Source organism: Streptomyces sp. NPDC096132, from assembly GCF_044763345.1.
GTDB lineage: Bacteria > Actinomycetota > Actinomycetes > Streptomycetales > Streptomycetaceae > Streptomyces.
The window spans coordinates 125,645-152,182 of sequence record NZ_JBIWGA010000005.1 but is presented as its reverse complement, the minus strand read 5'-3'; the positions used below and the strand labels follow the sequence as shown (position 1 = coordinate 152,182).

16 protein-coding genes and 1 pseudogene are annotated in these 26,538 nt (G+C 71.2%); 9 read left to right on the top strand and 8 right to left on the bottom strand.

Annotated elements, in window-relative coordinates; translation table 11 throughout:
* Nucleotides 1-26 precede the first annotated feature (26 nt).
* Genes ACIRF9_RS13875 through ACIRF9_RS13860 form a run of 4 tightly spaced genes read left to right on the top strand, consistent with a single transcriptional unit; the run spans nt 27 to nt 4,627 of the window.
* Nucleotides 27-1,877, top strand: coding sequence for a lasso peptide isopeptide bond-forming cyclase (locus ACIRF9_RS13875; protein ID WP_403820287.1), 1,851 nt, complete (start codon nt 27-29; stop codon nt 1,875-1,877).
* A gap of 37 nt (nt 1,878-1,914) precedes the next feature.
* Nucleotides 1,915-2,169 (top strand): lasso peptide biosynthesis PqqD family chaperone, encoded by a 255-nt coding sequence (locus ACIRF9_RS13870; RefSeq protein WP_403820284.1) that lies wholly within the window; start codon nt 1,915-1,917, stop codon nt 2,167-2,169.
* Nucleotides 2,166-2,603, top strand: coding sequence for a lasso peptide biosynthesis B2 protein (locus tag ACIRF9_RS13865; RefSeq protein WP_403820281.1), 438 nt, complete (start codon nt 2,166-2,168; stop codon nt 2,601-2,603). Before ACIRF9_RS13870 ends, ACIRF9_RS13865 begins: the two co-directional genes overlap by 4 nt.
* A complete protein-coding gene (locus tag ACIRF9_RS13860) occupies nt 2,600-4,627 on the top strand; it encodes an ABC transporter ATP-binding protein (RefSeq protein WP_403820279.1) in 2,028 nt (675 codons plus the stop codon). The genes ACIRF9_RS13865 and ACIRF9_RS13860 overlap by 4 nt, the downstream gene beginning before the upstream one ends.
* Before the next feature lie 101 nt (nt 4,628-4,728).
* Here the strand turns inward: ACIRF9_RS13860 and ACIRF9_RS13855 are convergent, their stop codons facing one another.
* The gene (locus ACIRF9_RS13855; RefSeq protein WP_403820276.1) at nt 4,729-7,821 is read right to left on the bottom strand and encodes an FG-GAP repeat domain-containing protein; all 3,093 of its coding nucleotides are present in this window, start codon (nt 7,819-7,821) and stop codon (nt 4,729-4,731) included.
* A 254-nt stretch (nt 7,822-8,075) separates the two neighbouring features.
* Here ACIRF9_RS13855 and ACIRF9_RS13850 point away from each other — a divergent pair, with 254 nt between their 5' ends.
* Nucleotides 8,076-8,576: a lamin tail domain-containing protein gene (locus ACIRF9_RS13850; RefSeq protein WP_403820273.1), complete on the top strand. Its 501-nt coding sequence runs from the start codon at nt 8,076-8,078 to the stop codon at nt 8,574-8,576.
* 44 nt (nt 8,577-8,620) lie between these two features.
* On the opposite strand, the gene ACIRF9_RS13845 is transcribed toward ACIRF9_RS13850, so the two are convergent.
* The 3 genes and pseudogenes from ACIRF9_RS13845 to ACIRF9_RS13835 form a co-directional block, all read right to left on the bottom strand.
* Complete coding sequence (locus tag ACIRF9_RS13845; protein WP_403820270.1) at nt 8,621-8,785, bottom strand: hypothetical protein; 165 nt, start codon at nt 8,783-8,785, stop codon at nt 8,621-8,623.
* Nucleotides 8,786-9,608: 823 nt separating this feature from the next.
* On the bottom strand, nt 9,609-11,456 hold the full coding sequence (glmS, locus tag ACIRF9_RS13840; protein WP_403820267.1) for a glutamine--fructose-6-phosphate transaminase (isomerizing): 1,848 nt from the start codon (nt 11,454-11,456) through the stop codon (nt 9,609-9,611).
* Between the two features lie 173 nt (nt 11,457-11,629).
* A pseudogene (locus tag ACIRF9_RS13835) lies at nt 11,630-12,025 on the bottom strand (ATP-binding cassette domain-containing protein); the annotation flags it as partial.
* Nucleotides 12,026-12,219: 194 nt separating this feature from the next.
* Between ACIRF9_RS13835 and coaA the strand changes: the two are divergent.
* The 4 genes from coaA (at nt 12,220) to ACIRF9_RS13815 (ending at nt 15,669) form a co-directional block, all read left to right on the top strand.
* Nucleotides 12,220-13,188 carry a type I pantothenate kinase gene (gene coaA, locus ACIRF9_RS13830; protein WP_403821199.1) on the top strand — a complete coding sequence of 323 codons (969 nt, stop codon included), beginning with the start codon at nt 12,220-12,222 and terminating at the stop codon, nt 13,186-13,188.
* A 103-nt stretch (nt 13,189-13,291) separates the two neighbouring features.
* A complete protein-coding gene (locus ACIRF9_RS13825) occupies nt 13,292-13,993 on the top strand; it encodes a peptidoglycan-binding protein (protein WP_403820264.1) in 702 nt (233 codons plus the stop codon).
* A gap of 26 nt (nt 13,994-14,019) precedes the next feature.
* A complete protein-coding gene (locus tag ACIRF9_RS13820) occupies nt 14,020-14,676 on the top strand; it encodes a M23 family metallopeptidase (RefSeq protein ID WP_403820261.1) in 657 nt (218 codons plus the stop codon).
* Nucleotides 14,677-14,730: 54 nt separating this feature from the next.
* On the top strand, nt 14,731-15,669 hold the full coding sequence (locus ACIRF9_RS13815) for a DUF389 domain-containing protein (RefSeq protein WP_403820258.1): 939 nt from the start codon (nt 14,731-14,733) through the stop codon (nt 15,667-15,669).
* Here the strand turns inward: ACIRF9_RS13815 and ACIRF9_RS13810 are convergent, their stop codons facing one another.
* From ACIRF9_RS13810 to ACIRF9_RS13795, 4 genes are all read right to left on the bottom strand, one after another.
* Nucleotides 15,670-16,917, bottom strand: coding sequence for a glycosyltransferase (locus ACIRF9_RS13810; protein WP_403820255.1), 1,248 nt, complete (start codon nt 16,915-16,917; stop codon nt 15,670-15,672). It lies immediately after the preceding gene.
* An 8-nt stretch (nt 16,918-16,925) separates the two neighbouring features.
* Nucleotides 16,926-17,933: an alpha/beta hydrolase gene (locus ACIRF9_RS13805; protein ID WP_403820252.1), complete on the bottom strand. Its 1,008-nt coding sequence runs from the start codon at nt 17,931-17,933 to the stop codon at nt 16,926-16,928.
* 133 nt (nt 17,934-18,066) lie between these two features.
* Nucleotides 18,067-24,732 (bottom strand): SDR family NAD(P)-dependent oxidoreductase, encoded by a 6,666-nt coding sequence (locus ACIRF9_RS13800; protein WP_403820249.1) that lies wholly within the window; start codon nt 24,730-24,732, stop codon nt 18,067-18,069.
* Nucleotides 24,729-26,498 (bottom strand): fatty acyl-AMP ligase, encoded by a 1,770-nt coding sequence (locus tag ACIRF9_RS13795; protein ID WP_403820246.1) that lies wholly within the window; start codon nt 26,496-26,498, stop codon nt 24,729-24,731. Before ACIRF9_RS13795 ends, ACIRF9_RS13800 begins: the two co-directional genes overlap by 4 nt.
* Nucleotides 26,499-26,538: the final 40 nt, after the last annotated feature.

Genomic DNA, 26,538 nt, shown 5'->3' with positions numbered 1-26,538 from the left:
CGAACGACGGTCCTTGACCCGACGTCATGACTGAACTGCACGAAAGTGCGGGGACGGGCCCCGGCGACGCGCACTTCACGGTCTTCCCGGACCGTGCGGACGCGGCCGCCGTGGCCCGCTCCTTCGCCCGTCCCGGTAGCCGGACCCTCGCACACGCGTCGGGCCGGCCCTGGCTGGTCGGCCACTGGCACGACGACGAGGTCGTCACGGCGGGCGCCGGCGGCGCCTGTGTCGCCGTCGTCGGCTGCTGCCCGATCGACGCCGACGAACTGCGCCGCCGGACCGCACGGCTGCGTGATCTCGCGGAGTTCGACGCCCTGGCCCGATCCCTCCCCGGCAGTTTCCACCTCGTCGGTGCCCTCGACGGACAGCTCAGGGTGCAGGGCACCGCCTCCGGACTGCGACTCGTGTTCCACGCGGAGATCGACGGCGTGCGGGTGGCCGCGACCCGCGCCGACACGCTCGCCGCCGCCCTGGGCCTCGATCCCGACGTGGAGGAACTGGCCGTCAGGCTGCTGTGGCCCGCCCCGTATCCGCTGTTCGAGACGTCGATGTGGCGTTCGGTCACCGCCGTCGCTCCGCAGGACGCCGTGGTCGTCGCCGCGGACGGGCGCACCGTACGGCACACCCGGTGGTGGACGCCGCCGGAGCCGGTACAGCCGCTCGCCGAGGCGGCGCCCCTGATCCGCACGGCGCTGGAGCAGGCCGTCGGCGCGCGTACCCGTCAGGGCGGCGTGGTCAGCTGCGATCTGTCCGGCGGCCTGGACTCGACCTCCGTCTGCTTCCTGGCCGACCGCTCCCCCGCCCGCGTGGTGGCCAGTACCTGGCCGGGACGCGATCCGGCGGACACCGACCTCGCCTGGGCCGAGCGGGCGATCGGTCACCTCCCCGACGTCGAGCACGTGGTCTGGGACGCCGACGCCTCGCCGCTGGTCTACGAGGATCTGCTCGGCATCGACGACCTCCTCGACGAGCCCACCATCGGCGTCATGGACCGCTCCCGGGTCCTGCACCACCTGCCCGGCCTCGCCGCACGCGGCAGCCGGTTGCACCTGACCGGCATCGGCGGCGACCACGTGGCATGGTGCTCCGAGGCGTACTACCACCGGCTGCTGCGCACCCGTCCGCTGCTCGCCGTGCGCCAGTTGCGCGGGTTCCGGGCGCTGTGGCAGTGGCCGCTCGGCGGCACGGTCCGCGCGCTCGCCGACTCCCGGCGGTACGGGAAGTGGCTCGCCGACGGCGCCCGCGACCTGCGTCGCCCCATGCCCCCGTCCGTCGCCACCGGTCTCGGCTGGGGCATGGCCCCGCGCCTGTTCGGCTGGGTGACGCGCGAGGGCGAGCGGATGGCCCGCCGGGCGCTGCTCCGTGCCGCGGCCACGGCCTCTCCGCTGCATCCGGACCGTGGACTGCACACCGACCTGGAACAGATCCGCTCGTGCACCCGCGTCATCCGGCAGTGGGACCGGATGGCGGCCCACGCGGGGCTGCCGATGGCCTCTCCCTTCCTCGACGACCGCGTCATCGAGGCGTTTTTGGCCGTCCGTCCGAGCGAGCGTGTCACGCCCTGGCGGTACAAGCCCGTCCTGAGCGCCGCGATGCGCGGGATCGTGCCCGAGGACTGCCTGCGGCGGGCCAACAAGGCCTCGGCCTCCATGGACGCCGCCAACGGACTGCGCGAACACCGCGGCGACCTGCTGGCGCTGTGGGAGGGCTCACGGCTGGAGGCGCTGGGCCTGGTGGACGGCGCCGAGCTGCGCCGACTCGCCCGGCGGCCCGCCTCACCGGGGCTGTCCGACGCCATCCTGTACTCCACGATCGCCGCCGAGGTGTGGCTGCGGGGACTGGACCGCAGCCGCGCCCGTGTCTCACACACCTGACCGCACCCCCGCACCCCCGCATCAGAAAGGCCCTCAGATGCCCCTTCGGTTCGGCGACAGCGTCTCCACGGCCCAGACCGAGTACGGCACGGTACTGCTGGACGAACGGGTCGGCGCCTACTGGGAGTTGAACCCGACGGCCACCCTGGTGGTGCAGACCCTCCGCGACGGTGGCGAGGAGGCGGACGCGGCCGCCGCCCTGGTCCGGGAGTTCGACGCGGACGAGGCACAGGCCCTGCGGGACGTCGAGGAGCTCGTTCGGCAGCTGCGCGAGTCGGGGCTGGCCTCATGACGACGCCCAGCGCCCTGGAGCGGCCGACCGGTGTGCCCCTGCCCCGGCGCCTGACCGCCCGCCTCGTCCTGCTCCCCGCCCTCGCCGTCGCCCTGCTGCCGCCCCGCCGCATCCGCAGCGTGCTCGGCGTCCTGCGACGCGGCGCCCGACCCGCCACCGCCGCGCAGGCCCAGAACGCACGCGACGCCATGTGCGCCGTCAGCCTGCGCTGCGCCGGACCGAAGGGGTGCCTGCCGCGCTCCCTGGGGGCCGCGCTGCTGTGCCGGCTCGGCGGAACGTGGCCGACCTGGTGCACGGGGGTACGCGTCGTCCCGCCCTTCGCCGCGCACGCCTGGATCGAGGCGGAGGGCGATCCCGTCGGCGAGGGTCTGCCGGAGGGCTATTTCGCCCGGCTGGTGGCCGTCGGCCCGCTGCCACGGCCGACGGACCGATGACCGGCGCGACGGCCCCGCACGCCGGCCCGGCCGAGGCCGCCGAGAGCGACACGTCCACCCTGGCGGCGGTGGCCACGATGTACCGGCTCACCGCCGGGCACCGCGGCGCCATCGCCGTCGCCACCGTACTGACCCTCGTGGGCTCCGCTCTGGGACTGGCCCAGCCGCTCGTCGCCAAGGACGTCGTGGACGCGAGCGGCCGCGGACAGGTGGTCTGGCCCCTGCTGGGGCTGCTGGGCGCGCTGTTCGTCGTCGAGGCGGCGACGGGAGCCGCGGGACGCTTCCTCCTGGAACGGATGGGCGAAGGCGTCGTACGGCAGCTCCGTCACGGGCTGGTGGGGCGGCTGCTCAGGCTGGAGATGCGGGAGTACGACCGTCACCGGGGCGGCGATCTCGTCTCCCGGGTGACGGCCGACACCACCGTGCTCCGGGAGGTGGTGTCACAGGCCCTGGTCGATCTGGTCACGGGCAGCATCGTCGCCGCCGGGGCGATCATCCTCATGGCGTGGCTCGACCCCCTGCTGCTGCTCCTGGTGGCCGTCACCGTGGCGGCGGCGGCCGTGGTCGTCGCCTCGCTGCTCACCGGCATCAGAGGTGCGTCCGCGCACATGCAGGACGCGGTCGGTGCCGTGTCCGCCGATCTGGAACGCGCCCTCGGTGCGCTGCCGATGGTCCGCGTGCACCGCGCCGAGCAGCGCGAGGCGGCCGGCATCGGCGCCCGTGTCGACGCGGCGTACGGTTCGGGGGTACGCGCCGCGAAGCTCGCCTCCGTCATGAGCTCCGCCGTCGAACTCGCCGTCCAGGGCTCCTTCCTCATCGTCCTGGTCGTCGGCGGCCTGCGCGTCAAGGGCCACGCCGGCTCCCTCGGCGACCTCGTCGCCTTCCTGCTCTACGCCTCGTATCTCGTCCTGCCGCTGTCCTCCGTGTTCCGCGCGGTGGGCCTCGTCCAGCGCGGGATGGGCGCCTACCAGCGCGTCGACGAGGCGCTCCGGCTGCCGGTGGAGCCCACCGCACCGCAGGTCCCGGCAGAGCGCGCACCCGCGCCGCGGCCGACCGGGCCGCCCGTGACCGGCGAACGGCCGGCCCTCGCCCTGCACGACGTCCACTTCGGTTACGACCCGCGGCGGCCGGTTCTCCGCGGCGTCTCGTTCACCGTCCCGCACCGCCGGCACGTGGCTCTGGTGGGCCGCTCCGGAGCCGGCAAGAGCACCGTGTTCGCCCTGGTGGCGAGGTTCTACGAGCCGGACGCGGGCACCGTGTCCTTCGACGGGCGGCCCGCGGCCGAACTCACCCGTGACGCATGCCGGCGGGGCATCGCCGTCGTCGACCAGAACACCCATGTCGTCCACGGCACCCTGCGCGACAACATCACCTACGCCGTGCCCGACGCCACGGAAACGGAGATCCGGCGCGTCGTCGAACTGGCCCGGCTCGAGGAGGTCGTCGACCGGCTGCCCGGCGGCCTGGCCGCGGTCATCGGCGAACGCGGCGGCACGCTCTCCGGCGGTGAACGCCAACGCGTCGCCCTCGCCCGCGCGTTGCTGGCCCGCCCCGCACTGCTCCTGCTGGACGAACCCACCTCCCACCTCGACGCGATCAATGAAGCGGCGCTCACCACCGTCATGAAGGACGTCGCCCAGGAGTGCGCCCTGCTGGTCATCGCCCACCGTCTGTCCACCGTGCAGCACGCGGACCAGATCGTGGTGCTGCAGGACGGCCGCACCGCGGCCGTCGGACGCCACGAGGAGCTGCTCGCCGGCAGTGCCCTCTACCGCGAGCTGGCGGCGAGCCAGATGCTCCGGCCGCCGCGGACGGGGTCAGTCGGCCGGGGCACGCCGGGCGGCGAAGGCGTCGCCCACCCGGTCCAGGAGGAGAAAGAGGACGAGGAGGCAGAGCAGCGGAACGCACCCGAGCCGCAGGACCGTGCTGCCGACCGCCGCCCGCTGCCACGCCGTACGCCGTCGCGCCCCACGCCGGATGCACACCGCCACCTCGGGCCCCGCCTCCGAGGACAGGAGCCCTAGCCGTACGGCGGTGGCGCACAGGTCGGCGGCCTCGGCGATCGGGTCGTCCAGCTGCTGCTCGTCGAGGTGGGATGGTACGGCCGGTCCCTGTGAGCCGCGGTCTAGAAGATCCCCTTGTAGCCCTGCCAGCCGCCGGAAATCTTCACCCGGCTGCCGAAGGACCCCTTGCCGTTGCCGGGCAGCCGGTAGAGCACGCCGGCGGTGTCCCGGGCGACCAGGTCCGCCTTGCCGTCGCCGGTGATGTCGCCGACGCCGACGAGCGCGTTGTACGTCCCGCCCCAGCCCGAGAACAGCTTCACGCGCGCGGAGAAGGTGCCGTTGCCCTTGCCGTAGTACCGGTAGAGGTTGTTGGACTTGTCCTGCGCGACGAGGTCGCCGATGCCGTCGCCGTTCAGGTCCCCGGCGCCGACGACCTTCTTGTACGTCTTCCAGTTGTCGTACAGCTTCACCCGCGAGGACAGCCTGCCGGTGCTCGTGCCCTTGTAGAGGTAGACCGCGCCGGTGGAGGCGTTGCGGGCGAGCAGATCGGGGCGGCCGTCCTTGGTCACGTCACCGGGGGCGGTGAGGACGTCGTACTGGTTCCAGCCAGTGCCCAGCGATGTGTACGACGGCCACCCGGTAGGCGTGACGACGCATCCCGGCTTGTACAGGCGCAGAGACCCGTTGCCCATCCGCAGCAGCACATCGTTGCAGCGGTCCCTGTCGAGGTCGCCGACGGGCACCGGCGTGATCTTCGTTCCCCAGCCCCAGCCCCCGACCTTCCTGGAGAACGTGCCGCTGCCCGTGCCCTGGTGGAAGCTCAGCCTGCTCTCGGAGTCGACGGTCACCAGATCGCCGACAGCGTCCGGCAGCAGGCTCGGGGTACCGAGGTAGTCGTGGTGCACCGCGGCGCCCTGCTGGAGCCGGAACGTGCCCTTGACCGTCAGGGGCGCGCCCACGCCGTCGGCGGGCGTGACGGAGACCGTCCATTCGTAGAGACCGTTGGGGGCGTACCCGGAGCTCGTGGCTCCGTTCCATTCCGGGCGCGGGATCGCGCCGCGCACCGGGCCGCCGCCACCGCCGGCGACGACCTTGCCGGTGGTCTTGTTCCGGATGGTGAGCTCCCAGCTCGCGGCAGGCTTCGACAGCAGGATCGTGTTGCCGGTCAGCGTGGTGCTGTTGTTCGCGTCGGCCCAGATCTGGTCGTAGATCCGCGGGGGCTCCAGCAGGCGCAACGGCTGCTGGGCCACCCCCGACGGCACGAGGTGCACCTGCTCCTTGGCGTCCACGTACGCCGCGTTCGCGCCCGACTCGTCGACCGTCCAGCGCACGTCCCGCTGCGACACCCCGGTGTCCGGCAGGTCACCGATCTCCCGGCTCGTGGCCGTGCCGTCGGCGACCGTCGTCAGGGTCAGCTTCCCGGCCTGCTTGTCATGGGTGACGACGTACCCGTCGCCGAGCTTGGCCTCGTCGGCCGGTACGGGCACAGACTTCTTCGTCGTACGGTCGTACACACCGGCCTTGTCGCCGCAGGTCCAGTAAAGCCAGCGGCCCAACGCCTGGAGTTCGGTGAGCGCGCAGTCGGCGCCGGTGGTGAGGGTCTCGGTGGTCTTCTTCGCCGTCAGGTCGTACGCGGTGACGCTGCCGGGCGTCGCACCCGCGGTCCACAGGTCGTCGCCGGAGAGGGCGGCAGGGCCGGAGGTGCGGGTGACGACCAGGTCGGGGGTGTCCTCGACGTGGTAGACGTACTGCTGGGCGGTCGTGGTGTAGATCAGGTACGCGCCGGAGACGTCGGTGATCTGCCCTCCGGCGGGGACGTAGCGCTCCCTGAAGTCGTAGTTGCTGGGCCCGTTGATCCTGAGCCGGTCGTACTCTCCCGATTCACGGTCCAGCCAGGCGGTCCGCCCGTCGGCCGTGCTGAACAACTGGGAGCAGCCGACGTCCGTCACCGGGCAGGTGTTCAGCAACGTGCCGGTGCCGTCGTAGGACGAGCGTGCCCCGAACGTCGGCGTCCCGGTGACGGCCACGGTCCGTCCGTAGGTGTCGCGGGAGCCGTGGTAGCTGGGATCGGCGACGACGAGCATGCCCTGGTCAAGGGAGAGCCCCTGGATCTTGTACGCCGGCTTGGGCAGCGCCTTGACCTGGGTGACGACCGGGCCGCCGTCCGGGCCCTCCTGGATGCGCTGGACCCCCCAGTCGTCCTCGGCGGCCGTGGTGCGGCCGACGGCGAGGGCGCTGCCGTCGGTGGCGGCCGCGATGTCCGGGTTCGACGCGGGCAGCAGGGTCGTCGACGGGCCGCCCGCGATCGGCGTGGCGATCACGGCCGTACCCGGCCGGGTCACCAGCCAGTCGCCGACCAGGGCGAGCCCCTGCGCGGGGTTGGTGGCGCCGCTGTCGAGGGTGATCTCGACCGGGGCCGCGGTCAGGTCGGAGCGGGAGTAGACCTGGACGACGGGGTCGCTGACGCTGAAGAGGACCACGTGGTCGGCGGTGACCTGGGCCGCTGGGTAGACCTTGCTGCGCAGCGGGGTCCACTGCTGGACCTGGCCCGTGCGCCGGTCGACCATGACCGAGATGTACGCCCCGGTCTGGCCCGGCCGTCCGGCGTGGAACAGCAGTCCGTCGGCGTCGCCGCCCTTGGGCATGCCGAGGACGTACCCCTCGGGCACCCCGGTCACCGGTACGTCACGCGTGGTGCCGTCCAACTCGGGGAGCAGCAGGTGCAGCTCCCGCTGGGTCACCCCGTTGTCGTCCTTCCACGTCCGGGAGGCGACGGCGAGATCTGCGTAGGCGCTGACGTACGTCAGGCCCTCGGGCGTGCGGATCGTGCGGGTCGTTCCGTCGGCCGCGTTCCACAGGTCGACCCGGCCGTCGGCGTAGTGGTAGGCGAGGACGTCGCCGCCGGCCGTGCCGTAGCTGCTGTAGCCCGTCGGGTGGACCACCTTCACGGACTGGCCGTCCGCGTACCGCGTCCAGACGAGCCCCGAGCCCTCCAGGCTGTGGAAGACGCCCTGGGCTCCGGCGCCGTCGCGCCCCGCGTACGACGACCCGCCGTAGACCGCGCCGGAGGTGTAGGTGCTGCGCAGCGCCGCGGGCACCACCGTCTCCTGGGCCGTGTCCGCGACCGCGACGGACGGCAGCAGCGGGCTCAGGCCGGCCGCGAGTACGGCGCAGGCGGCGACTAGGCGCAGACGTGCGTGGGCGTGACGAGCCAAGGAAGTCCCTCCCCGTGAAGAGAGACGGGCGGGACGCCGACCCGGCGTCCGCGGCCCCCCGGCCATCACACCCGCCTCACAAGTCGGCTGATCCTACAGTCACTTCACAGGCGAGGAGAAAGCGCTTTTCCTGCCACCTGTGCGGCGCCCGCGTCGATGCGGCCCTTCACGATATGGACACATGAAGAACACGCCATATCCACATTGGATAGGCTCCAGGCGCTCCAATCGCACCATTGAGGGGGGAATTCCTCATGCGCATACGTATGCATCACACCCTGTCCGCGGCCGCCGCGGCCGGCGCGCTCGCCCTGTTGGCCGCCGGTCCGGCCCAGGCCACCGAGTACTCGTCCGCGCTGAAGGTCAAGGGCGTCCAGTACGACGCCCCGGGCAGCGACTCCAACCGGTGTTCCGGCGGCAACACCAAGGACGAGTTCCTGACGATCAAGAACTACTCCCGCACGGCGACGGTGAACCTCAAGGGCTACGTCGTCAAGGACGCCGTGGGCAACAAGTTCACGTTCCCGGCCGGCCACAAGCTCGAGCCCGGCGACTACGTCAAGCTGCGCGGGGGCCGCGGCACCGACTCCGACGCCGGCAACGTCGTCTACCGCCAGAACTGCAACTTCATCTGGAACAACGACAAGGACACCATCTACCTGATCAAGCCCACCGGGGCGCGCGCCGACGTGCACTCCTACACCAAGCGCGCCAACGACGCCGACGGAAACGGCTACATCAACTACCACGGCTGACCGACGAGACGAGCACGGGGGCCGCATCCCGCAGCCCCCGGCGTTCACTCCGAGTCCGGACTCTCACCATCCTCGTCGGCGAAGAGTTCCGCCGCGCGCTCGACAGTGCCGACCCGGCCGAGCCAGTCGTCGAGCAGGTCGAGGTCGGTGCAGGTGATGATCCGCTCGCGCAGCTCGTCGGAGACCGGGAGGCCGCGCCCTTCCAGCACACGCAGGACACTCTTGGCCTCGCCCTCCGCCCTGCCCTCCGCCTTGCACGATGACACTGAGCGTCGCGAGCGCCGGCTGCCGCGCGACCTCCGACTCGTCGGTAATCGGCGCGACGGTACCCGGCCCCAGCACAAAGGGGCTGGTGACCTGGGTCTTCCAGGGGCCGACACGACACTCGAAGGGTCCGGCCGCCCAGGCCGCCGTGGGCCGGTTGCGGCAGACGGCGACAAGCAGCACCGGCAGGTTGAACTTCGCGTGCAGATAGCTCACGTAGTAGGCCCAGCTGGCTCCCTTGCCGGAAGCCTTCTTGGTCTGTGCCTCGATGGCGAGCAGGAAGCCGTCCCCGTCGGACGGCTCGATCTTCAACACCGTGTCCACACGGCGTTCCAGGGGTTTGATCTCCGTCGCGTCGGGCGTGATCGCTTCGATGACCGCCTTCGCGGGCGCCTCGAGTCCCAACGCCTCGAAGACCGGGGCGAGGACCTCCGGATGGTCCTGGAAGATCCGGTGGGACACCTCGTGGGTGGATGTGACCATGTGCGCAACTTTGAGGGGCGGAGGGACGGCTGACCGGGTGATCCGAAGACGTTCACCCTTTCGAGCGGCGAGGAAACGTTCACACCACCGAACTCAGCTCGCACCACACGTACTTGCCCCGGCTGCCGAATCTCGACATCGGTTGCCAGTGCCCGCGCGAGAGCGAGCCCGCGGCCGCTCTCGGTCTCCGAAGCCGACCACATGACGGTGCGCGGGCTCCACAAAAGCCCCGGCCGGAGGCGCCCTCACTTCCCGGCCGAGGCCTTCGCCGCCTTCCTCGGCGCCCTACTCGACCGTGACGGACTTCGCCAGGTTGCGCGGCTGATCCACCTCGTTGCCCCGGGCGGTGGCCAGCTCGCAGGCGAACACCTGCAACGGCACCGTGGCGACCAGCGGCTGCAACAGCACCGGCGTCGCGGGGATCCGTACGAGATGGTCGGCGTACGGGGCGACCGCCTCGTCCCCCTCCTCCGCGATCACGATGGTCCGCGCACCCCTCGCCCGGATCTCCTGGATGTTGGACACGATCTTGTCGTGGAGGACGGACCGGCCCCGGGGCGAGGGGACGACCACGACAACCGGCATGTCCTCCTCGATGAGGGCGATCGGCCCGTGCTTGAGCTCGCCGGCGGCGAAGCCCTCGGCGTGCATGTAGGCGAGTTCCTTCAGCTTGAGGGCACCCTCCAGCGCGACCGGGTAGCCGACGTGCCGCCCGAGGAACAGCACGGTCTTCTTGTCGGCGAGGGAGCGCGCCAGCGCCCGTACCGGCTCCATGGTCTTCAGGACGCGTTCGACCTGGCCGGAGATCTGGGCGAGGTCGCGGATGACGGCGCGGATCTCGTCCGCCCACTTGGTGCCGCGGACCTGGCCGAGGTAGAGCGCGACCAGGTAGCAGGCGACGAGCTGGGTCAGGAAGGCCTTGGTGGAGGCGACGGCGACCTCGGGCCCGGCGTGGGTGTAGAGCACGGCGTCGGACTCGCGCGGGATGGTCGAGCCGTTGGTGTTGCAGATGGCGAGCACCTTGGAACCCTGCTCACGGGCGTGCCGCAGCGCCATGAGGGTGTCCATGGTCTCGCCGGACTGGGAGATCGCGATGACGAGGGAGCGCGGCCCGAGGATGGGGTCGCGGTACCGGAACTCGCTCGCGAGTTCGACCTCGCACGGGATGCGCGTCCAGTGCTCGATGGCGTACTTGGCGATGAGGCCGGCGTGGAAGGCCGTACCGCACGCGACGATGACGACCTTGTCGACCTCCCGCAGCTCGGAGGCCGGGATGCGCACCTCGTCGAGGGTCAGTGCGCCGGAGGCGTCGATGCGCCCGAGGAGGGTGTCGGCGACCGCCTTGGGCTGCTCGGCGATCTCCTTGAGCATGAAGTAGTCGTAGCCGCCCTTTTCCGCGGCGGAGGCGTCCCAGTCGACGTGGTACGACCGCACCTCGGCCGGAGCCCCGTCGAAGCCGGTGACCTTCACGCCGTCCCGGCGCAGCTCGACGACCTGGTCCTGGCCCAGCTCGATCGCCGACCGGGTGTGGGCGATGAACGCGGCGACGTCCGAGGCGAGGAAGGCCTCGCCCTCGCCGACGCCCACGACCAGCGGCGAGTTGCGCCGCGCGCCGACGACGACGTCCGGCTCGTCGGCGTGCACCGCGACCAGCGTGAACGCGCCCTCCAGCCGGCGGCACACCAGCCGCATGGCCTCGCCGAGGTCGGCGGTGACGGAGAACTCCTCGGCGAGCAGATGGGCGACGACCTCGGTGTCGGTCTCGGAGAGCAGCTCGTGCCCGCGCTCGGCCAGCTCGGCCCGCAGGAGGGCGAAGTTCTCGATGATCCCGTTGTGCACGACGGCGACGCGTCCGGCGTTGTCGAGATGGGGATGCGCGTTCGCATCCGTCGGGCCGCCGTGCGTGGCCCACCGGGTGTGCCCGATCCCGGTCGTCCCGGTGGGCAGCGGCCGCGCCCCGAGCTCCTTCTCCAGATTGACGAGCTTGCCGGCCTTCTTGGCACCGGCCAGGCCCCCGTCGGCGAGCACGGCGACGCCGGCCGAGTCGTATCCCCGGTACTCCAGCCGCTTCAGCCCGGCCATCACGACCTCGAGCGCCGACTGAGACCCCACGTATCCCACGATTCCGCACATGCGGGGCAGCCTAGGCGCCGGGAGCCGTCAAAACACGCCTCTCCGTGCCCGGATTCGGAAATTATCTCGGGGTTATGACCCTCGCGCAGGCGCCTTTACATCCTCGCCCACACCTTCGCGCGATGCGCCCGCATGGCCGACGGATAGAAAACGAGCGAGATCCCGGAGACCCCGGCCCGCCCGCCCGCGTCCGTCAGCTGGAAGCGCCCGAGCAGCTCACCCGCCCTGGCCCTGGCCTCCCGCCGGGGCAGACCGAGCAGGCGGCCGATGAGCAGCAGGTTCTCCGTACCGGTCAGGTTCTCGTCGACCGCGGCGTACTGCCCGGTCAGCCCCACCAGGGAGCGGACGACCCCGGCGTCCCGGATCACGTCGTACCCGGCCACCCGGGCCCGGCCCGCGTCCGGGCGCAGGAGCGCGGCGAAGATCCGCACCGCGGTCGTCTTCCCCGCGCCGTTGGGCCCCAGCAGCCCCAGCACCGACCCCTTGCGGGCCCCCAGGTCGACCCCTGCCGGCGCCTCGGTCTCCTTGAACCGCTTGACCAGGCCTTCCGCCCCTATCGCATACGTCATGGGTCACCCCTTCGGGGTTCGTGGACCCGGGCCTGGGCCCACCCTTCCCGCGACTGTGACGCACGCCACTGACATTCCCGCCATTTCGGCGGTTCCGCCCCGGCGGAGAGCGGCCGGGACCCACGTGACGGACCCCACCCGCCGACCCGTTCAAACTCCGTTAACAATGGACTGTGATCTCACCGGTCTCCTCGATGCCCCGGAGCGCCCACCGGCCCAGGCCGGAGGCGACTCCCTACGTCGACCTCACCCGCCGAGAGTGGAGCGCGCTGCGCGACAAGACGCCGCTGCCGCTGACCGCCGAGGAGGTCGAGAAGCTGCGCGGCCTGGGCGACGTCATCGACCTCGACGAGGTGCGGGACATCTACCTCCCGCTCTCCCGCCTCCTCAACCTCTACGTCGGCGCCACCGACGGCCTGCGCGGCGCCCTGAACACCTTCCTCGGCGAACAGGGCTCCCAGTCCGGCACCCCGTTCGTGATAGGCGTCGCGGGCTCGGTGGCGGTCGGCAAGTCCACGGTCGCCCGCCTCCTCCAGGCACTGCTCTCCCGCTGGCCCGAACACCCGCGCGTGGAACTGGTGACCACCGACGGCTTCCTCCTCCCCACCCGGGAGCTGGAGGCCCGCGGCCTGATGTCGCGGAAGGGTTTCCCCGAGTCCTTCGACCGCCGCGCCCTGACCCGTTTCGTGGCCGACATCAAGGCCGGCAAGGACGAGGTCACCGCCCCGGTCTACTCGCACCTGATCTACGACATCGTCCCCGACCGGCGCCTCACCGTCCGCCGCCCCGACATCCTCATCGTCGAGGGCCTGAACGTCCTCCAGCCCGCCCTGCCCGGCAAGGACGGCCGCACCCGCGTCGGCCTCGCCGACTACTTCGACTTCAGCGTGTACGTCGACGCGAGCGCCGAGGACATCGAGCGCTGGTATCTCAACCGGTTCCGCAAGCTGCGCGCGACCGCCTTCCAGAACCCGGACTCGTACTTCCGCAAGTACACCCAGGTCTCCGAGGAGGAGGCCCTCGACTACGCCCGCCACCTCTGGCGCACCATCAACAAGCCCAACCTGGTCGAGAACATCGCCCCCACCCGCGGCCGGGCCACCCTCGTCGTCCGCAAGGGCCCGGACCACAAGGTTCAGCGCCTCAGCCTGCGCAAACTCTGATCCCGCTCCGGTGGCAGCCGTTTGTGGCCAGGAATAAAATGGACGGTGACTCCTCGACGTCCACTCGCCCCTGACGGGCCGTGAGGTGAGGAGGCGAGCCAGCATGGTCACTCTGACCAACGTCCAGTTCGGCAAGACCAACCAGGACGTGCGCACCGTACAGAAGGCCCTGATCGCCCGGGGCCGCAAGATCCCCGACGGAGCCACCGGCACCTTCGGCCCACAGACCAAGGCCGCCTACCGCTCCGAACAACTCGCCCAGGGCTTCAAGGGAACGGACGCCGACGGCATCCCCGGCTGCACCTCCCTCACCACCCTGGGCCGCCACGCCGGCTTCGCCGTCGACTGCGCCGGCAGCGGCAGGCTCACCCTCGGTCAGGTCACGTACCGCGACCCGGACGACGACGTCGGGGAGGCCGCGATGCGGCGCTACGCCGGTACGGCGTGCCGACTGACCGGCATGGACCCGAAGTTCGGCGTACGGGCACTGGTGACCATCACCCGGCGGGAGTCGGCCTACAACCATCCGAAGTTCCGGGTGAACGACCGGGACTCCAACGCACACGGCCCCATCGCCCCCGACGGCCACCGGCAGAACTGCTCCCGGGGCGCCACCCAGTGCATCCCCACCACGTTCGCCCGGTACCACCAGGCGGGCACCGCCACGACTCCCTACGACGTGGTCGCGGACATGTGTGCGACCGTCAACTACGTCCGCCACCGTTACCAGGTCAACCAGTCGGGCTCGAACTTCGCCGCCCGCGTGCAGCAGGCGGACCCGGACCGGCCTCCCCACGGGTACTAGGGAAGCCCCACCACCAGGAACCCACCATGGTCACTCTGACCAACGTCCAGTTCGGCAAGACCAACCAGGACGTGCGCACCGTCCAGAAGGCCCTGATCGCCCGGGGCCGCAAGATCCCCGACGGAGCCACCGGCACCTTCGGCCCACAGACCAAGGCCGCCTACCGCTCCGAACAACTCGCCCAGGGCTTCAAGGGAACGGACGCCGACGGCATCCCCGGCTGCACCTCCCTCACCACCCTGGGCCGCCACGCCGGCTTCGCCGTCGACTGCGCCGGCAAACCGCGCGTGAAGTCGCCCGTGCCCGGTTACCGGGTGACGTTCGGCTTCTACTCACGCGGCCCCTACGCCTGGAAACCGGACGGCGTCGGCCGGCACACCGGCCAGGACTTCGCGGCCCCCAACGGCACCCCCGTGGTCGCCGTGCGCGGCGGCAGCATCGCCTGGTCGAACGGCTCGGGCGGCGCCTACGGCCAGTGGATCGGGCTGCGCGCGGACAACGGCCACATCTACACCTACTGCCACCTCTCCCAGCGGCAGGTGCGCAGCGGCCAGAAGGTCACCGCGGGCCAGCAGCTCGGCAAGGTCGGCATCACGGGCAACGTCACGGGCCCGCACCTGCACTTCGAGATGTCGAAAGGTTCCAGCTGGTCCTACGGCAATGTCGCGAAGCCCGCCTGGTGAGGAATCCCCGGACGGGCCCGAGGACGACGAACGTCCCCCGGCTACCCTGCCCCCATGCTGCACCTGCGTCTCATCAGTCCGTCGGACAAGACCGACGACGTGGTCCGCCTGATCGAGAAGACCGTCGGCACCACCCACCTGGTGGTGATGGAGGGCGCCGCCCGCAACCCGGTCGGGGACGTCGTCACCTGTGACGTGGCCCGTGAGGCCGGTGACGAACTGCTCACCTCGCTCCAGGAGCTGGGCCTGGACAGGACCGGCTCGATCGCCGTCGAGAACATCGACCTGTCCCTCTCCCTGCGCGCCGACAAGGCCGAGGCGGAGGCACCGGGTGAGGGCGCGGACGCGGTCCTGTGGGAGCACCTCACCGACGCCACCCACGAGGAGTCGACCCTCTCCGTCACCTACGTCGCCTTCCTCACGCTGGCCACCATGATCGCCGCCTGCGGCGTGGTCCTGGACAACGCGATCCTGATCGTCGGCGCGATGGCGGTGGGCCCCGAGTTCGGTCCCCTCGCCGGCATCTCCACGGCGATCGTGCAGCGCGTGCCCCGGCTGGCGTGGCGTTCGCTCATCGCCCTGCTGGTGGGTTTCGCGGCGGCGATGGTGCTGACCGTCGGCTTCAGCCTCTTCATGGACGCCGTGGGCCTGTTCACCAAGGAGCAACTGGAGGCCGACCGGCCCAACACGGGCTTCATCTACGCCCCGGACTGGTTCTCCTTCGTCGTGGCCGTCCTCGCCGGAGCCGCCGGCACCCTCTCCCTCACCTCCGCGAAGTCAGGAGCCCTCGTCGGCGTCGCCATCTCGGTGACCACCGTCCCGGCCGCCGCCAACGCGGCCGTGGCCCTGATCTACGGCGACGCCGTCCAGACCCTGCGCTCCACGGAACAGCTGCTCCTGAACCTCCTGGGCATCATCCTGGCGGGAGTCCTGACCCTCCTCACGCAGAAGTGGCTCTGGGCGCGGCAGCGCCCACGCACCAGGACGCCTTGATCACCGGGTGCGGACCCCGTACCGGTCCAGGACCCGGCGGGCCCGGTCGGCGCCGGCCTCGGCTTCCAGGGCCCGGCCGAGCCGGCGCGCGGCCTCGGCGTAGGGAGCGTGCCGGGTGAGCGCGTGCAGGCGCTGGGCGAGGGCGGGCACGGTGAGGTCACGGGCCGGCAGAGGTGGCGGCCCCGCGCCGAGCTCGTGCACCCGTGCCGCCCAGTAGGGCTGGTCGCCGAAGAACGGGCAGACCAGGGAGGGTCTTCCGGCGCGCAGTGCCGAGGCCGTGGTGCCGGCGCCGCCGTGGTGGACGACGGCGGCCGTCCTGGGAAACAGCCAGTCGTGGGGGGTGTCCCCGACGACGAGGATGTCGTCCTCGCTGGTGGCGGGATCCCCGGGCAGCACTCCGCGCAGGTTCGCGCGGCGCAGCGCCGTCCGTACGACGGTGTCGGTCGCCGCGGGGTCGCCGGTCTGCATGCTGCCGAATCCGACGTAGACGGGCGGGGGCCCGTCCGCCAGGAAGGCGAGCAGTCGCCGTGGGGGTTTCCACAGGCGCCGGTCGTGGTGCCAGAAGCCGGTCACATGGACGTTCGGTCCCCAGTCCGCCGGCCGCGTCACGACCGTGGGGCTGAACGCACAGAGCACGGGGGCGTGGCGGACCTGACGGAACGGAGCCGACAGGGACAGTTCGGGGAGGCCGAGACTCTCCCGACGCCACGCGTTGACGAATCCCCTGCACACCATCCAGGACCCGAGGTCGACCGCGCCGAAACTGAGCCGGTTGCCCAGGCCCCCCAACATCCGGGCGGCCGGTGCCATCGGGTGCGGAAAGGCCTTCGTGGGCTGGCTCGGCTGGAAGTGGATGACGGCGTGCGGAACCTGGAGGTACTGACTCAAGTGAACGCCGAGAAAGCTGAAGGTGGGTGCCAGGACCAGGTCGGCTCCCTGGGCGCCGGTCCGTGTCGCTTCCAGCATCGGCATGATGCGCGGTCGCATGACCCGGTCCATCCCGCGGATGAACGCCACCGGATTCCGGCGTCCGGCCAGGAGCTCCTGTCCCTCGGCGGACTCGATGATCTCCGCGGGGTCGACCGGAAGGGTATGGAGATCCAGGCCCGCCTCGGCGATCAGAGGCTGATAGCGGTCGCTGGCGAGGACCCTGACCGTGTCGCCCCGACGGACCAGTGCTCGCCCGAGTGCGAGGCAGGGCTGGACGTCGCCCCGGGATCCCCCCGCGAAAATCACCACGGTGCGCATGAAACCCCCTACCCGAGAGACTTCATGACCGCGGGCCAGATGCTGTGCAGCTCCTTCTGCCAGTACGGCCAGGAATGTGTCCCCGGCGTGTACAGGTGGGTCGTGACGTCGACACCCGACGAGCGAAGCGCCTCCGCGAACTTCTCGTTCTGCTTCAGCAGCGGTGCCTCACCCAGCATGCTCACCAGCTGCACATCGAGTGTGTGTGCCGTGTCCAGCGGCCCGAGCTCGCTGCTGCCCGAGGACAGATGGACGTGCGTTCCGCGGAAGGCGCCCGGCATGGCAGCGGGATTGTGGTCCTGCCACACTCCGGCGTTCTTCACCGGGTCGCCCCACACCTGTTTGATGTCGATGCCGTCGTTCTGGGAACCGAGTGCGAGCTCCAGGCGCACGAAGGGGTCGTTCAGATCCACGTAGGAGCTCATCGATGCCGCGTACCGGAACATTCGCCGGTTGTGGGCCGCGTAGTTGAGTGCGCCGAAGCCGCCCATGGACAGTCCCACGACGGCTCGTGAGGGGCCCGCACGGTACGTTTTCTCCATCAGGCGCACGAGTTCGTCCGTGTGAAAGGTCTCCCAGCGGGGAGTACCGGCGAACCAGTCACTGTAGTAGCCGGCCTTTCCGGCGTCCGGCATGACGATGAGCACGTCGGAGTTCTTCGCCAGCGCTTCCACGTCCGTCTCGCGCGTCCACGACGTGTAGTCGTCGTTGCCGCCGTGGAGCATGTAGAGAACCGGAAAGGTGGCCTTCGGCTTTTCCTTCCAGCTCGCGGGAAGAATGACGCGGACCGGGATGGACATTCCCATGGCCGGCGAACTGACCGTGAGATCGCGCATGCGGTCGTCAATCGTCTTCACTGCGGTGACACGGGCCTCTCGGCGGTGCGCCCCGGGCTTCCCGCCCGGCTTCGGCTCGGCCGCGTGCGCCTCGTTCGAGAAAAGGGCGGCGGCGAGCATGAGGCACACCAAGTGTGTTTTCGCGTATTTCAGAAAAGTGACCGACACGGGCGGGAGCATGCCGAAATATTCCGATTATCGCCAGGAGACACTCCGGTGACCGGAGGGTCGTAGCCCGTACAGCAGATCGACGGTTGCACATGAATGCGCCTGTTCCGGGGGTGAGCCCCTCGGAACAGGCGCGGTACACCGGTCAGGAGGTGGGCCACCCCATGGAGCGGATCATGTGCTGCGCGATGGTCTGGACGTGGGGGGGATCGATGACGGACAGATGGTCGCCCTCGACCGGGACGATTTCGAGGGACCGGCACAGGGGTGCCCATCCGAGGTCGGCGTCCTGCCGGAGGTAGCGCGGGTCCAGAGCGGTGGTGAGCTGCTGCGGCTGCTGGGCCCGGTAGAGCACGACGTGGTCCTCCTGGGGAGGGGGAACATACCGTTCGCATACGCGGGCATCGATGTACGAGGTCCGCTGGTGCTCCATGATCCCCGGGCTCATGTCGAGTCCCGCCTCGGCGACGAGACGCATGACGACGTCGATCTGCTGATCGTCCGCGGTGGCCGCCAGCTCTTCGTAGGGCAGGTCGAGGCGGTGCCCGTACGTCTTCTCGACGTATTCGGCGAAGCGGCCGAAACGCTCGAGCAGGAACTCCGGTGATTCCTGGTGCCGCAGAGCGTCGGGCAGGATGGTGTCGATCAGTCCGAGGAACCCGATGCCCTGTCCTTCCTCCCTCAGTTGACGAGCCACTTCGTAGGCGAGACAGCCCCCGAAGGACCAGCCGAGCAGGTGGTAGGGGCCCTCCTGCTGGACGTCACGGATCAGCGTGCGGTAGTGGGCCGCCTTGTCCTCCATGGTGCGCAGTTCGTCGACGCGTTCCAGCCCGTACACCGGCTGGTCCGCCGGCAACAGCTCCATCAGGGGGAGGTAGACCGAGGTCGGACCGCCGGCCGGGTGGAAGGTGAACAGCGGGGGCCGCTGTGACCCGGCGAGTGCGGGGCGCAGGATGGTGAGTGCCGACCTGCCGGTTCGGTTCACTACATGCCGGATCAGTTCCGCGACGGCTGCGACGGTGCCATGTGCCAGGACGGCGTCGTCCGTCAGGCTCAGCTCGGTCTCGTCGCCGAGGCGTCGGCGGATGGCGTCCGCCATGGCCGCGGCGGCCGATCGGTCGCCGCCTGCGGCGGTGAAGTCCTCGCGGATGTCCTTGGGCCCTTGGCCCAGGACTTCTTCCCAGGCGCTCGCGACCAGCCGCTCCGCCGCGTCCCTGGGGCCGAGGAAGCTCGGCAGCGTGGGGGTGGACGGCTGTGCCGCCGACGGGCCGTCGGCGGCCGCCGGTTCTGAGCCGGTTTCCGGCGCCTCGGTGTCGAGACCGAGTTGTTCCAGCACCGCGCGGCCGATTTCCCGCAGGCTGGCGCCGCGCAGCAGATCGGGAGCGGGCAGGTCGATGCCGAAGTCCTGGCGGAGCGCGTTGCGAATGCGCACCGCCATCAGGGAGTCCAGTCCCAGTTCGGTCAGCGCGGTCGTCTCGCTGAGCTCGGGGGCGCTGAACCCCATGATGGCCGCCGTTCGCCTGATCAGGCGCGCGTACACCGCGTCCGGCGCGGAGCCCCCGAGGGCCGCGATGCCGGCGGGGCCGCCCCAGTCGTCGGCGCCGAGTGACGTGTCCCCGAGGACGTCGGAGAAGAACGGGATCGCCGACAGGCCGGGGAACGCCGTCAGCACGCGGTCCGTGTCCAAGTGGACGACGCCGACGTGCGCGCGGTTGAGGGTGACGAGTGCCTGCAGGGCGTCCATTCCCTCGCTCAGCTGGATGGGCTCCAGTGCCAGCACCTTGTTCCCGGCCGTCATGCCGACGTTCTCCCACGGGCCCCAGGCGATGGAGGTCGCGGGCAGGCCGGAGGCTCTGCGGTGGTGGGTCACGGCGTCGAGCCAGGCGTTGGCCGCCGCGTAGGCGGACTGTCCGGGCGAGCCGAGCAGTGCCGCGGCGGAGCTGTAGATCAACCACCAGTCCAGATCCTGGTCGGCGATGGCCGCCTCCAAGTTCCGGGCTCCGACGGCCTTCGGCCTCAGCACCGCCTCGATGTCCGCCGGCTCGAGGTCGGTGATCATGCGGTCGTGCAGGACGCCGGCACAGTGCGCGATGCCGCGCAGGGTGTGGCCCTCGGCGAGGGCGGCGCGCACCAGGCCGGGGGACACATCCGGGTCCGCGATGTCCCCTTGGACCACGGCGACAGAGGTCCCGCGGTCCCGCAGACCGGCCAGGACGGCCTGGGCCTCGGGGCCGGGGGCACGGCGCCCGTTGAGGACGATGCGCCCGGCACCCTGCTCGGCGAGTCGGCTCGCTGTCGCCAGACCCAGCCCGGTCAGGCCACCGGTGATGATGTAGGCGCCGTCGGGACGGGCGAAGGCCACCTCGTCGTTGCGCTGGGGAGTGAGGTCGGCACGGGCGAGACGGGCGGTGAGGCGGGTGCCGGCCCGCCAGGCGATCTCGTCGGCGTCGCCGCCCGCCAGGAGCTCCTGGACCAGGTCGTCGACCGCGCCGGGCTGTTTGTCGATGTCCACCAACGACGCCCGCAGATGGGGGTGTTCGAGCGCCAGGACCCGGACGAGTCCGCGCAGGCAGGCGAGATGCGGCGTCCCGGGCTCGCCGGACCCCGTCGCCTGTGCCATCACGGTCGCCATCCACAGACGCGGCGGCTCCCGGTGCGTGGCACCGGCCAGGCGGCGCGCCAACCGTGCCGCCGTGTGCAGGGGCCGCGTGTCGCCGTCGGGTTCCTGCTGCGGGAGGAACAGCACGACGGCGCTCGGGCCGTCCTGCGGGGCCCCCAGCCAGGCGTCGAGTGCGGCGTCGCAGGCGGCGTCCTCGGCATCGGTCGTCGTGACGTCGACACCGCCCGCCTCCAGGGCCGACACGAGCGAGGCCGTGGCGCCGCCCGCGGCCTCCGGTTCGTCGCTGACGAGCAGGGCACGCCGCAGGCGGCGCGAGGGCAGGGGAACGGTGGCCTTCTCCCACTGGATGTCGTAGGTGCACGTCTCGACTGACCGGGGCACTTCGCACCGCTCGACCGCCCGCAGCTGGACGGACCTGGCGACGATCTCGCTCGTCGCGCCCCGGGCGCTCAGGTGCCACTGGCCGAAGTCGGCGTCCGCCGGGTCGGCGCCTTCCGCCGGCGTGCAGTGGATGTCGTAACCGGTGTCGAGGATGCCCGGCCCTTTGAGGCGCAGGGACCGGATGCCGACGGGGACGGTGTGCGCGGTGGCCTGGGCGGTGCGGTCACCCGCCTCGGTGTCCGCGGCGCTCAGTGCGTCCAGTAGGGCGGTGAGCACGTGCGCGTAGGACGGCCGGTGCGGGTGCCGCGGGTCGTCGGGGACGAAGTGCCGGACGAGGGCCGGTGCCGCCTCCGGCTCGGGGTGGTGCTCGCCCCGGGGTTCGGGATCGCGGGTGATGCGGGCGGAGGCGTGGCAGTGCCAGGCGGTGCCGGCGCCGCGAGCATGGAGGCTGAGCATGCCGGAGGCCGGTTCCCAGACCGCGGTCAGCGGAGTGCTGCTGGAGATGGCGAGCCAGTGGTGGATCCGCAGATCCTCGATGCCGAGGTGGGTGATGCCCTCGCGGGCCCACAGGTCCAGGCCCGCTTCGATCATCAGCTCCGCGGCCTCGGCGAGGGTCAGCACCGCTCTGCCGTGGACCGTGCCGCGGGTGCCGTGCCGGCGCGTGCCGACGTCTCCTTGCCACAGCACGGCGCCGGTCCTCGGGTCGTCGGTGCGCACGCCCAGCAGAGGATGGCCGCCGGCTTCGGTCGAGGGGGCCGGGCGGGGGAACCAGAACCGTTCGTGGCGCCAGGCGGGGGTGGGCAGCGCGATGCGTGTGCCGGCGGGCCACAACCCGGGCTTCAGGGCGACGCCGGCGAAGTGCGCCCTGGCCAGCGCGGCCCGTACCTGGACGGTGTCGTCGGTGTTCTTGTGCAGGGAGGGAACGACCAGGGTCTGGTCGCCTCCCGGGACGGCGTCCAGGCTCTCCGTGAGCGGGACGACGGCGATGGGGTGCGGGGAGATCTCCAGGAACAGGGCGTGGCCGTCCTCGGCTGCCGCGGTCACCGCCTGTTGCAGGCGCACCGGACGGCGGAGATTCGCACACCAGTAGCTCGCGTCGGCCGTGAAGTCCGCGCGGGGATCGTCGAGGACCGTGCTGTACCAGGGCGTGGTGGGGGTGTGCGGACGCAGGGCGAGGAGTTCTTCGCGCAGTGGCGTCAGGACGGGATCGACCGCGGCCGAATGGCTGGCTCCGTCGATCTCGAGCAGTCGGGCGAGCCGGCCCTGCTCGGTCAGCTCGTCCACCAGGTCACGCACCGCCCCGGCCGGTCCGGCCACCGTGCAGCGGTGGGGCGAGGAGTGGACGGCGACCTCGACACCGGGAAAGCGCCTGAGGACGTCCGTCCGGGACTCCACGGGCAGTTCGACCGCGGCCATCGCGCCGGCCTGTTCGGCTTCGAGAGCGGCCAGGTGGGCCGATCGGCGGGTGATGACGCGCACTCCGTCCTCGTCGTCGAGAGCGCCGGCGACCACGGCGGCCGCGACCTCACCCATCGAGTGGCCGATGACGGCGGCGGGTTCCACCCCGTAGGCCTGCATGGTCCGCGCCAGGGCCAGTTGGATCCCGAAGAGGAGCGGCTGAGTCCGGTCCGCCGACCGGGCGGCATCGGCCGTGATCATGTCGGTCAGTGAGGAGCCCGTCTCCGCGCGGAAGAGCGGATCGAGTGCGGACACCTGAGCGGCGAACTGGGCGTCGTCGGTCAACAGGCGCCGGCCCATGCCCTCCCATTGTGAGCCGTAACCGGAGAAGACGAAGACCGGTCGGCGCGCGGTGAACGACTGCGCCGCTCTCGCGTCGGTGCACTCGGCGACCACGCCGGGGACGGTCTCGCCCCGGGCCAGGGCGGCCAGACCGGCGGCCGCCTCGGCGTGGGTCCGCGCGACGACGGCGGCGCAGGACGGGCCGCGGCGGTGGGAGGCCAGGGTGTGGGCGATGTCGGTGAGGGCGGGTGCGTCGTCGGCGGCCACCCATCGCGACAGACTCGCGGCCACGTCGGCGAGCCGGTCGGAGGAACGGGCGGACACCACCAGGATGTGCGGGTGGTCGCCCTCTTCGCCGTCGGCCCGCGAAGGCCGCGCGGGATCCGCGGCGTTCGGCGGCGCCTGCTCGAGGACGGCGTGGGCGTTCGTGCCACCGAAGCCGAAGGCGGACACGCCGGCGCGCCGCGGACGGTCCCCGTTGGTGGGCCATGGGGTCGGTTCGGTGACCACGCGCAGGCCCAGCTCGGCGAAGTCGATGTGGGGGTTGGGGCTGTGGAAGTGCAGGCTGGCCGGGATACGGCCGTGCTGCAGGGACAGCGCGGTCTTGATCAGACCGATGATTCCGGCGGCGCCTTCGAGGTGGCCCAGGTTGCTCTTGACCGATCCGATCAGCAGCGGCCGGTCGGGGTGTCGGCCACGTCCGACGGCTGCTCCGAGGGCCGCCGCCTCGATGGGATCTCCCAGCAGGGTGCCCGTCCCGTGCGCCTCGACGTAGTCGACGTCGGCCGCGTCGACGCGCGCGTCGCGCAGGGCGTCGCGCAGCAGCGCTTCCTGCGCCGCCGGGTTGGGTGCCATGAGGCCCGCCGACCGGCCGTCCTGGTTCACCGCGGTGCCCCTGATGACGGCGAGCACCCTGTCGCCGTCGCGCCGGGCGTCGGCGAGTCGTCTGAGCACGACGACGCCGCATCCCTCACCGCGGGTGAATCCGTCCGCCGCCGCGTCGAAGGGTTTGCACCTGCCGTCCGCGGCCAGTGCGTCGGCCTGTTCGAACGAGGCCGTGACCGCAGGGGAAAGGAGCACATTGACTCCGGCGGCCAGTGCGGTGTCGCACTCCCGGCTGCGCAGGCTGCGACAGGCCAGGTGCACGGCCACGAGGGACGACGAACACGCCGAGTCGGTGGTGATGCTGGGGCCGCGCAGGTCGAGCAGATAGGACACGCGGTTCGCGACGATGCTGCCGGCGGCTCCGGTGTTGGTCCAGGGGGTCAGCCGCGCGGGATCCGAGGTGGTCAGCTGCCCGTACTCCAGGGCGCTGAGACCGACGAAGACGCCGGTGGGGGTGGACTGCAGGGCGTATGCGGGTACTCCCGCGTGGTCCAGCGCCTCGCAGCAGACTTCGAGCAGCAGCCGCTGCTGAGGGTCCATGACTTCGGCCTCGCGGGGCGTGATGCCGAAGAACTTCGCGTCGAATCCCTCGATGTCGTCGAGGAAGGCGCCCCACCGAGTGGTGGATTCCATCAGGGCGGTTCCGCTGGTCGCGCCGCCGGAGAAGTTCGGCCAGCGTTCTTCGGGAACCTGGCCGACCGTGTCGGTTCCCGCCATGAGCTGCGCCCAGAGCGCGTCCGGTCCGTGTACGTTGCCGGGCAGACGGCAGCCGATGCCGACGACGGCGATGGCTTCGCCGTCGGTGCCGGAGGTGGCGGCCGTGTCGTCGGACGTACGGGGCTGCCGGTCCGATTCCGCGGTGTCGGCCCGGGGGGCGTTCGCGAGGGCGGTGACGAGCTGTCCGACGGTGGGGTGCTCCCACAGTAAGGTGGCGGACAGTGACCGGTCGAGCATCCTCTCCAGCTCGCCGGTCAGTCCGACGGCGTCACGGGAGGTGAGCCCGTACTCCGCCAGAGGCCGGGCGTCGTCGAGTTGATCCGGCGAGATGCCGCTGATCTCCGAGACCATTCTCACCAGTGCGTTCCGCAGTTCCGCTGCTCCCACCCCGGAGCGGTTGTCCGTGGTGGAGAGGGTGTTCCGGGTATCGTCCTCGACCGGTTCCGGGTGTCCGCCTGGCTCGTTCATACGTTGTCGGTCTCCCTCTGTGCTTGGGTGTCGGAGTTCCAGGCACCTTGGAGGTAGCGCTCACGGCAGGCACGGCGAGCGACCTTCCCGCTGGTGGTGTGGGGCACGGCGCCGGGCTGAGCCAGGACGAAGTCGTGGAGGGCGATGGCGTGATGGGCGGACACCGCCGCGCGGACGGCGCGTGTCGCCTCGGCCAGGACGCTGTGGGGATCCGCCGTGTCCCGCGTGTGCTCCGCGACGACGACCAGGCGTTCTCCGTCATCGGTGAGCACGGAGAACGCCGCGGTGTGATGGCGGCGGATCGCCGGGTGGGCGTTCTCGACGGTCTGCTCGATGTCCTGCGGGTAGTGGTTGGTGCCGTCGATGATCACGAGGTCCTTGATGCGACCGGTGATGTAGAGGTGCTTGTCGTGCCACACCCCCAGATCGCCCGTGCGCAGCCAGTGACGTGTGCCGTCCCCCGCGTCGTCGCCGTCGAGGCGGGCGCGGAAGGTGGCCTCGCTCTGTTCCGGACGTCCCCAGTAACCTCGTCCGACGTTGGGTCCGCGCAGCCAGATCTCGCCGATCCGCCCGTCCTCCAGACGCACACGGGTGGCCGGATCGACGATGGCCACCTCCTGGTCGGTGGGCTGTCCGCAGCCCACCAGGCGGGTCACGGCCGGTGTTTCGGCGCTGACGGCCGGCCGCGCGGTGCCGGCGGCGAGCGCGTCACGGTCGAAGCAGGTGACGGTGGGTTCCTGCCCTGGGGGTGAGGTGGAGACGAAGACGGTCGCCTCGGCCAGCCCGTAGGAAGGGCGCATGGCGGTGGGGACCGCGCCGACCGGGGCGAAGGCCTGTTGGAACCGCTGGAGCGTCTGCTCGGCGATGGGTTCACTGCCGTTGATCATGGCGGCGACCGAGCCCAGCGACAGCTTCGCGCGCTCCTCGTCGGTGACGCGCCGCACACAGTAGTCGTACGCGAAGTTGGGGGCGGCGGTGAGCGCTCCGGGGTGGTCGCTGAGCAGCCGCAGCCATCGGACGGGCTGTTGCACGAAGGCCAGCGGATCCATGAGTACGGAGGGGACGCGCCCGACGACGGGCGCCACGACCGCCAGCACGAGCCCCATGTCGTGATACAGCGGCAACCAGCCGACGGTGCAGTTGCGTCCGGCGCGGATGTCGTACGCCTTCACTGCCTGGCCCGCGTTGGCGCAGACGTTGGCGTGGGTGATCTCCACTCCCGACGGCATACGGGTGGAGCCCGAGGTGTACTGCAGGTAGGCGCAGTCCTCGGGGCGCGGATGCGAGGTCTCACCACCCGTCGTCTCGCCCCGTGCCGCCCACGCGGAGAGCAGATCCTCCTCGGTGACCACGCGCAGGCGGAGCCCGGACTGGTCGGCGCAGAACTTCTCCGCGTCCTGGAGCGAGCCGGGGCTGGTGAGAGCGAGCACCGGGTCGGCGTCGGCGAGGGCGGCTGCCAGCTTCTCCGCATGGCCCGGCAGGGTCGGGGGAAAAAGGGGAACGGCGATGGCGCCGGCGCACGTGGCCGCGAGAAAGCCGACGACATAGTCCAGGTTCTGCGGAGCGACGACGGCGACGCGCTCGCCGACGGCACCACTGTGCCGCAGGGCCGCCGCGAGGGCATGTACCCGCTCCTCCAGTTGGCGCCACGTCAGACAATCGGCGACCCCGTCGCGATTGGTACTGAAATCAACGAAAGTGAACGCTATTTCCTCGGGCGCCTGGGCCGCGGCCCGGGCGAGATGATGACTGATCGTGTCTTTCACGGTTTTTGGCACTGAGTCACCGGACCCTCGTTCTGGACAG